Raw genomic sequence first — 8,904 nt, 5'->3', positions numbered from 1 at the left:
ACGCCGTAAATTTAGAGATATTTGCAAATTTATCGGTGATTCGCAAGATTTGTGCGGCAAATTTTAAAATTTGACCCCGAAAGCGAGGCGGCAGATCTTGCAAAGTAAAATTTTGCCCGCGAGAGCTCTCAATCCGCTATTCTACTCGATTTTGCGAGAGCTTGCGATTTTACGCGATCCCGCCCGATTCTTAAGCGAGTTCGCGCAATCCCGCGATCCTACTTGATTCCGCGCCGAGTTTCATCAGTCGGCGCGATAGATCGCGTAAATTTAAAGATTATTTGGTTTGATTGGTTTCGGTTTTCGGCGCGGCGGCGCTTGAGTTTATATCGCCCCCCGGCGCGCTGATAGGCTGCGGCACCGAAATTTCTTTAACCGAAGCAGTGAAATTCTGCTCGGCTTCAACATCGCCAGTTTTTTCGATATATGTAAAATCACCCATCTTCGTCCACGTTCTAGCTTTAGCTAAAAACGCCTTTTGGCTCTCCCAAATCTCTTTGAAATCGGGATTTTTCTCGCTTTCTTCGGCTAAAATTTCATCCGTCGCCTTGCGAAGCGCACGCATAATTTCAGGCGAAAAAGAGCGAATCTGAACGTTCGGATATTTCTTTTTGATCTCGTCCCAAATTATTACATTTTTATAAAACGTCTCGTTTTCTGCGTATTCGCGCGCCTTTGCGATAGAGGCTTCCAGGATATTTTGCAAATCCTTAGGAAGCTTCTGCCAAGTTTGTAGATTTATCACTATCTGCTGCTCGCTAGCGGGTTCTTGCCATCCCGTATAATAGTAATTTGCGACTTTGTGAAAGCCTAGAGGTATATCAAAGCTAGGACTTGCCCACTCGACCGCATCGATGGTGCCCATCTCTAGCGCCATATATAGCTCACCTACCGGTATCGTAGCGACTGCGACGCCAAGGCGGCTCATAACCTCCCCGCCAAAGCTTGGAATTCTAAATTTAAGCCCTTTTAGATCGTCTAGCGTATTAATCTCTTTTTTAAACCAGCCACCCATCTGCATGCCGCTATTTAGGATGTTAAAGACCTTTAGATTGCTTTTAGCATAGAATTTATCCGCTAGCTCCTTGCCTCCGCCGAAGTAATACCAAGCGTGCTGCTCGTCTTTCGTCATACCAAAAGGCACGGTCGTAAACAGCATATTCGCGCTATTTTTGCCTTTATAATAGTAGCTCGCAGTATAGCCTAAATCGTATTGTCCGTTTTTGACCATATCATAGATCGCAAAAGGTGCTTTATGTTTGCTAGGCGCGTCGATGCTGATTTTCAGCCTGCCATCAGACATACTATCTGCAAGATCTGCCATACGCTTGGCGACATCGCCTACGATAGGCATACTAAGCTCGTAAGTCTGAGCTAGCTTAAGGCGATAAACTTTCTTATCTGCGCCCCACAGCGACGTGGCTATAATCAAACTTAATCCGACAAGAATCGATTTTTTCATATACTACTCCCAAAATGAAATGGTGCGAATTTTATATAAAATCATCTAAATTCACGCTTTTATAACTAGCTTTTAAGCGAAATTTTCGCACAATTGCAGCCAAATTCGATAAGGAAAGGGCATGCAAGAAAAACATTACGAAGTAATCATCATAGGCGGCGGTATCACGGGCAGTGCGCTAGCATACGTGCTGGCAGAATTTAGCGGAATCAAAAATATCGCTCTACTTGAAAAATACGAAGGGCTTGCGACGCTAAATTCTAAAGCCAGCGCAAACTCTCAGACGATTCATTGCGGCGACATCGAGACCAACTACGACCTGCAAAAAGCGACCGAAGTCAAGCGCAAGGCGGATATGATCGTGAAATATTGCCAAAAGCACGGATATGAGAATAAATTTTTATTTCAGGGGCAGAAAATGGCTCTTGGCGTGGGCGAAAGTGAGGTAGAGCTAATTAAAGAGCGCTTTGAGAAATTTAAAGAGCTTTATCCGTATTTGCAGCTTTTTGACAAGGAAGAGCTCAAAAAAATCGAGCCCAAGCTAGTTTTTGACGGGCGCGGCGAGGAGCGAGCGGAGGATATCGTAGCAATGGGCGTACAATCGGGAGTTTATACAACGATCGATTACGGCGCGATGGCGAATTCTTTTGTGCAAAACGCTAAAAACGTGGAGGGCAAAACCTGCGATCTGTACCTAAACACCGAAGTGCAAAACATCACTAAAGTAGGCGATAAGTTCTATATCCGCACCGCAAATAGACTCTCGCTAAGCGCTGATTTCGTAGTCGTAGATGCTGGCGCCCACTCGCTGTGGCTAGCGCACAAAATGGGGCTGGGGCAGGATCTTAGCACGATTTGCATCGCTGGCAGCTTCTATCTAACCAAGCAAAAGCTTCTAAACGGCAAGGTTTACATGGTGCAAAATCCGAAGCTTCCGTTTGCCGCGCTTCACGGAGATCCCGATCTTTTAGCGGGCGGCTGCACCAGATTCGGACCTACCGCGCTTACGATGCCGAAGCTTGAGCGCTACAAGGGCTGTCGTTCGGTGCCGGAATTTTTTCAGTCATTAAATTTTGACTTGGACGTAGCCAAGGTTATTTGGCAAAATTTTGGCGATAGCGAGGTAAGGGACTTCTTAATCCGCAATATAGGCTTTGAGATACCGATTTTAGGTAAAAAGCTTTTCGTCAAAAATGCGCGCAAGATCATACCTAGCATCCGCGAGGAGGATATTTACTACGCCAAGGGCTTTGGCGGCGTGCGCCCACAAGTAATCTCACACTCGCAAAAAAAGCTGCTTTTAGGCGAAGCTAGAATAGGCGAAAATCCGGGGATTATCTTTAATATGACCCCAAGCCCCGGCGCTACGAGCTGCTTAGGCAACGCACTTCGCGACGCAAAAAGTGCTTGCGAATATTTGGGAGCGAGCTTTGATGATGCAAAATTTGACGCGGAAATGATGCAATAAAGAGGAATTTTTAAATTTCGCTCGGGCAAGAATTTTAAAATTTTACTTCGACGAGGATTTTAGAATTTTGCTCGCGCTTCACATATATAGAGGATTTTAAAAATTTCATTCAAACGCAGATTTTTAGAATTTAACCTGCACTGCAAGCTATGAAATTTTAAAATTTCGCCGTGCCGTAGAATTCTAAAATTCTCGCGCGCCATAAAATTTTAAAATTCCTTCGTCTAGCGAATTTTAAAATTTAGAAATTTCAAAATTTTGCGTAAAATTTCGCCTAATACGGCGATAAATTTTAAATTTAAAGGAGAAAAGATGCTTAAAAAAACCAAAATCCTAGCGACCATCGGGCCCGCAAGCGACAGCGAAGAGATGATGAGCGCGATGGTAAAGGCGGGCTGCAATGCCTTTAGGATGAACTTCAGCCACGGCACGCACGAGTATCACGAGGCAAATTTAAACAAAATCCGCGCCGTAGAAAAGAGCCTGGGCGTGCGCGTAGGCGTATTTCAGGACATCAGCGGCCCAAAGATCCGCGTCGGCAAGCTCGAGGAAAATTTTAAACTAAAAACGGGCGATAAAATCACCTTCCTTCCTCGCGAAATCATCGGCAAAAATACCGCGGAAGGCGAATACGAGCTGTGTATCAACCACCCAGAAATTTTGCCGCTGATGAAAGCAGGCGAGTTTATCTACCTCTACGACGGCTCGATCCGCGCCAAGGTAGTCGCGGTAAGCGAGCAAGGCGTGCGAGCGGTGCTCGAAAACGACGGCTTTTTAAGCTCGAATAAGGGGGTGAACTTCCCAAACACTCGCCTAAATATTGACGTCATCACGCAAAAGGACCTCGAGGATCTGCGCTGGGGCGCGGCGCACGGCGTAAATTTCGTAGGCATCTCCTTCGTGCAGTCGCAAAACGACATCCTGCGCGTGCGCGAAATTTTAAACTCGCTGGGCTCAAAAGCTAAAATTTACGCCAAGATCGAGAAATTCGACGCGGTCGAAAATATTGAAAAGATTATCGAGGCAAGCGACGGAATAATGGTCGCGCGCGGAGATCTGGGCATCGAGATGCCGTTTTATGAGATCCCGCGCATCCAAAAGCGCATCATAGCTCTTGCCAACGCCCGCTCAAAGCCCGTCATCACCGCCACGCAGATGATGCTTAGCATGACCGAGCACGAGCGCGCCACCAGAGCCGAGATCAGCGACGTCGCAAACGCCGTGCTCGACGGCACCGACGCCGTGATGCTAAGCGAGGAAAGCGCCATCGGCAAAAACCCCGCAGCTGTAGTCGCCGCGATGAGCGAGACGATCCGCGAGACCGAAAAGATCTATCCTTACGATAAATTTAACGATTACGATTTCTACGACGAGACCGATATGATCACTTCAAGCACCGCAGCGCTTGCCGCAAGACTGGGCGCGGGCGCGATACTTTCGATCACGGGCTCGGGGCGCTCGGCGATCAAACTCGCACGCAACCGCGCTAAAATCGACATCATCGCAATCGCGCACGACGAGCAGACCGCGCACGCGCTAAGTCTCGTGTGGGGCGTAAATCCTGCGATGGTCAGGGAAAAAACGAGTATCAACTCGCTGCTCGCACGTATCATAAGCGAGGCTCTGCAGCGCGGGCTCATCGAGGAGGACGGCACCTACGTGATGACGGCGGGCTTTCAAAGCGGCCATCCCGGCAGCACCGACTACATCCGCATCATCAAAAAAGATCAGATCGATTTCTACCGCAACGCGGCAAAAACGGGCTTTTAGAGTAAAATTTAAAGCGCAACATTAAATTTAGCGGTAAAATTTGAAGTTTTTGAGTCGCAGACCTAGAGAGGTAAAATTTTAAAAATTAGGAAGGAAAACGATGATACCAAGCTACAAAGAGATGATGTTTCCGATTTTAAAATTTATCGGCGAGCGCGACAGCGTGGATAAAAAAGAGGTTTGTAAATTTGTCGCGGAGTACTATAAATTTAGCGAAGATGAACTCTCGCAAAGGATACCCAGCGGTATGCTTTTGTACATTAACCGCGCGGGCTGGGCGTTAGCATATTTTGCAGGCAATAAAGAAGTCGTAAATTTACCCGGCACCAAAAAGCCAGTCAAAAAAACCGGCAGAGGCGTGTACGAGATAACGGATCTTGGCAAGCAAATGCTAAAAAACAAAGACGCGCAGGCGAAATTTGAAGCTTGGTATGATGAAATTTATAAAAACAAAAGCGCGCCGAGCGCCGAAATTTCGCAAACAGCAACGCAAGAAAAGACTCCCAGCGACATCATAGCAGAGACGGCAAACGAGCTCGCACAAAATCTAAAATCTCAAATTTTAGATGAAATTTCGCAAAAAAAGTCGAGCTTTTTTGAATATTTAGTGGCGCGCTTGCTCGAAAAAATGGGCTACGGAGTAGGCAGGCTAACCAAAAGCGGCGCGGACGGCGGTATAGACGGCATTATAGATGAGGACGAGCTTGGATTATCGCAAATTTACGTGCAAGCCAAAAGCTGGCAAGGCACGGTTTCACGCCCCGAAATTCAAAAATTCGTCGGCGCGATCTCAGATAAGCAGACCAAAAAGGGCGTGTTTATCACGACGTCAAAATTTAGCAAGGATGCCGAAAGATACGCCGCGAACGTGCAAAGTCACACGGTGGTTTTGATCGACGGCGAGCGGCTGGCGGAGCTGATGATAAAATACAAACTCGGCGTTCAGGTGCGACAAAATATAGAAATTTGCGACATCGACGGCGACTTTTTCGGCGATGAAATTTAAGCAAAGACAAAATGTTCCTGAATGCGTTTCCGATTAAGCGTGAGCGAGATAAAATTTAGGAGTAAAAATACCGAAACAAAATCCGCCAAAATCAAAAATTTCAGCTAAATTTAGCTGCGCAAAGCTTCGCGGTAAGGTCGCGGCGTGAAAATTTAAAATCCTAAAAATATTACAGATCAAGCGCTGCGCTCTTAAATTTCAAGGTATAATTACGAAGCAAATTTACAAAATTTAACCGAAGGAGAGACCATGAAAAAATTTCGCTCACTGCTGCTGTGTGCGGCGGCGGCTGCGACTTTGAGCGCCCAGGGTGAGGATAAAGTGGAAAAAATCACTTCGATCGACATCTATGTTTCGCCGTTTTATTCGGCTAAGGAGGGCAAGCCCGAATACGTGCATGTTTACGAGCCGATCGACGATCTGTTGATGAAAAACGACGTGCCAAGCCTAAAAAAGGCGATCAAAATCATCGAAGATGCCCCGGAGATGGTCGCTCCAACCACGCTGATGACCGTCGCGGCGCGCGCTTATGATCTGGGGCTTAAGGACGACGCGGTGTTTTGGTTCTACGCGGGCAAAAATCGCTTCTTAACCTTCGCTCGCGTCATCGACATCAAGGACGAGATGTTTCGTGAGACCGAGTCCGCGAATGCGGCGTTTTTACAGCTCGTCGGCAACGTGGTAAATCCATACGCATTCTGCGATCTCGCTAAACAGCGCGATGCGGCGGCACGCGCCAGGGACTGGGTCAAGGCGCACCCGTATAAAGCGATATTTGATGAGAAATTTCCATCGCACTTCGTAGATCGCGCCGCTGCGCTCAAGGCAGCCGAGGACAAAATGGACGCCGCGCTACTTAGGCAGGACGAGTTTTTCGCAGACCCCGCTAAAAAGGCGGACTTCCTAGCCAAGCGCAAAGCAAATAACGCAGATGAGCGCTTCTGCGATTAGTGTCGCTTAACCAGCGGCACTTTTGAAAAATCGGCATTATTTGAAATTTTGAGCTATCAAAAATTTAGTACCACATTTTCATCTTTTCAAGTAGATCTGCGCGTGAATTTAAAATTTTATTACGTAGAATTTTATCACTAACGGCACGCAGTGAAGCTTTGATATAAATCAGCCTAGATCTGTTTAAAATTTAGCAGAAGCTCGCACGCAATTCTATTTCGCATAAATTCTATCAACAACTAACACAAAATCAGATCAAAATATTACTAAAATTCCAGCAGTTTGGCGACGTAAAATTTCACCGCTACCGCCTAAAAATCGAAGTTTTTAAATTTAGCCGCGCGGCGAAATTTTATCCGTTTTTATATACGAACATTATATAATTATCAAAATTTTTTCCAAGGAGAGAGGATGAAAAAGCTCACTACGATACTTGCGCTACTCTGTGCGGCGGCGTTTGCCAAGGAGTATGAGTATATGGTGCAAAGTATGAGCTACGGCTCACTCGGAGGGCGCAAGGAGAGCACGCATCTAAGCTACGACGCGGCGGCGCGCAAGCTGGAGCAGATAAGAGATACGAACTCCTCGGACGGCCTAGGCTCTAGCTACAAAGAGATCAGCTACTTTGACGAAAAGGGAGGAATGGTTAAATTTGAAGTATTTAACCTCGATCTTAAAAGCGACAAGTGGAAAAAAATAGAAGACTACACGGAAAGCGTAAAGGGTAACGTCACGACGCGCGAGAGCAATTCGATAGTGGATGACGGCACGCGCAATGCGAGCAAAACCGTCTCCAGCTACGACGGTAACGCGACGCAGGACGTGAGATATAAGTTTGTAAAGGGCAAATGGCAGAAAGAGAGCATGAACAGATCCGTAAAAAACGCGTGGGATAAGGAGGAGCTTACGATAAGCTTCAAATGGGACGGCAAGAGCTGGCAGCCCAAAGATAAGACCGAAATTTTCTACGACGGCTCAGGGCAGATGAGCGGATACGTAACCTACGAGTTTGTAAACGGCGCGTGGCAAAACAGCGAGCGAGAGATGCTTAACGGCGATCGAAACGGCAGCTACGAGCAGATCCGCAGCACTTTTAGGGGCGGCGCGTGGCAAAACGCGACGATGAGTAAGCATGAGCTGGACGCCGCAAAGGGCGAGGAGGTCGTTACGAGCTTTATCTGGAACGACGAGAAGGGCGCGTGGGATAATATGAGCAAACAGACCGCTATCAAGAAGGGGGCGGATCTTAATATGACCTCGTATCTGTGGGACGAGCGGCTTAAAGATTGGGTCAAAAGCTACTCAAACGGCGAAATTTACGACAAATCGGGCGAGCGCCCGCTCATGCAAAGCCACGAATCAAATTCCAGCAGCAACAAATACGTCTATAGCTACGACGAGCGCGGCAGCAATACGGCGATGGATATCTACAAGCTTGACGCGAGCGGCAAATGGGTGCAAACCGGGCGCTCGGAGGCCACTTACGATACCGCAATCCCGGCTGATAGCGTGGGATACGGAGCTGCGCTGATGATGTTTGAGATGCCTAGTATCTACGCGATAACGAACTTTAAGGAATTTAAGCTTAAAGACGGAAAACTCGAGCTCATAACGGAGCAGACGTGGAAATATAAAAAGATAAAGTAGCGTTTGAAGACGCGCAGGTAAAATTTCGCGGCTAAATTTTACCTGCGCGGCGTTGTACGCGTACTGCGGTTAAATTTTATCGGCGTGGCGTTTAAATTTAACAGGCGCGGCGACCCGCGAGCTATGCGGTTAAATTTAGCTAGCGCAGAGATATTCGTGCGCCGCGTAAATTTTAAAATTTAAATCCTACGCCGCGGCAAGTCCGTACGCAGCGACAGCAAAAGAAAAGGTTGAAAAATGGTTTTAATTAGAACGGCTATTTCGGCTTTAATTTCAGCGAGTATCTGTTTTGGCGCCGTAGAGACGCAAGATCACGGCGCGGCGAGCGGACAAAAACAGACGATAGGGGGCGGCGGGAGAGATGATCAAACGCCCGCGGACAAGCAAAGTAGCGAAATAAGCGCAACAAAGCACGCAGACGAGCAAGGCGACGAGGCGCAAAATTTTAAAATCAAAAGGCACTATTTTCGCAGCTGTTCGTGCCTGCATAAACAAAAATCAAAGGAGCCCGCCCGCCTCTACGATGAAATTTCGCAAGAGCAGGCCGAAAGATCGGCGGCCTATTTCATCGGCTATTTCAAAGAGGGCAAGCTAAGCCGC

Annotated in this window: 8 protein-coding genes; 6 read left to right on the top strand and 2 right to left on the bottom strand. The window is 47.3% G+C overall.

What is annotated here, in order from left to right; all coding sequences use genetic code 11:
• Positions 1 to 277 precede the first annotated feature (277 nt).
• Positions 278 to 1,462, bottom strand: a complete 1,185-nt coding sequence (locus Q0236_RS05240) for a TRAP transporter substrate-binding protein (protein WP_297915793.1) — start codon at positions 1,460 to 1,462, stop codon at positions 278 to 280.
• 121 nt (positions 1,463 to 1,583) lie between these two features.
• Here Q0236_RS05240 and Q0236_RS05235 point away from each other — a divergent pair, with 121 nt between their 5' ends.
• The gene (locus tag Q0236_RS05235) at positions 1,584 to 2,930 is read left to right on the top strand and encodes an FAD-dependent oxidoreductase (protein ID WP_297915791.1); all 1,347 of its coding nucleotides are present in this window, start codon (positions 1,584 to 1,586) and stop codon (positions 2,928 to 2,930) included.
• Positions 2,931 to 2,989: 59 nt separating this feature from the next.
• Here Q0236_RS05235 and Q0236_RS05230 read toward each other — a convergent pair whose 3' ends face one another.
• A complete protein-coding gene (locus tag Q0236_RS05230) occupies positions 2,990 to 3,133 on the bottom strand; it encodes a hypothetical protein (RefSeq protein ID WP_297915789.1) in 144 nt (47 codons plus the stop codon).
• 109 nt (positions 3,134 to 3,242) lie between these two features.
• Between Q0236_RS05230 and pyk the strand changes: the two genes are divergently transcribed.
• From pyk to Q0236_RS05205, 5 genes are all read left to right on the top strand, one after another.
• Positions 3,243 to 4,700 (top strand): pyruvate kinase, encoded by a 1,458-nt coding sequence (gene pyk / locus Q0236_RS05225; protein WP_297915779.1) that lies wholly within the window; start codon positions 3,243 to 3,245, stop codon positions 4,698 to 4,700.
• 100 nt (positions 4,701 to 4,800) lie between these two features.
• A complete protein-coding gene (locus Q0236_RS05220; protein ID WP_297915777.1) occupies positions 4,801 to 5,706 on the top strand; it encodes a restriction endonuclease in 906 nt (301 codons plus the stop codon).
• A 249-nt stretch (positions 5,707 to 5,955) separates the two neighbouring features.
• The gene (locus Q0236_RS05215; RefSeq protein WP_297915775.1) at positions 5,956 to 6,657 is read left to right on the top strand and encodes a cytochrome-c oxidase; all 702 of its coding nucleotides are present in this window, start codon (positions 5,956 to 5,958) and stop codon (positions 6,655 to 6,657) included.
• Positions 6,658 to 7,068: 411 nt separating this feature from the next.
• Positions 7,069 to 8,304, top strand: coding sequence for a hypothetical protein (locus Q0236_RS05210; RefSeq protein WP_297915773.1), 1,236 nt, complete (start codon positions 7,069 to 7,071; stop codon positions 8,302 to 8,304).
• Between the two features lie 237 nt (positions 8,305 to 8,541).
• Positions 8,542 to 8,904, top strand: a 363-nt coding sequence (locus Q0236_RS05205; protein WP_297915771.1) for a hypothetical protein, incomplete at its 3' end; no start/stop codon positions are given.

The sequence above is a fragment of the uncultured Campylobacter sp. genome (assembly GCF_938031315.1).
Lineage (GTDB): Bacteria > Campylobacterota > Campylobacteria > Campylobacterales > Campylobacteraceae > Campylobacter_B.
This window is presented reverse-complemented; position numbering and strand designations above follow the sequence as displayed.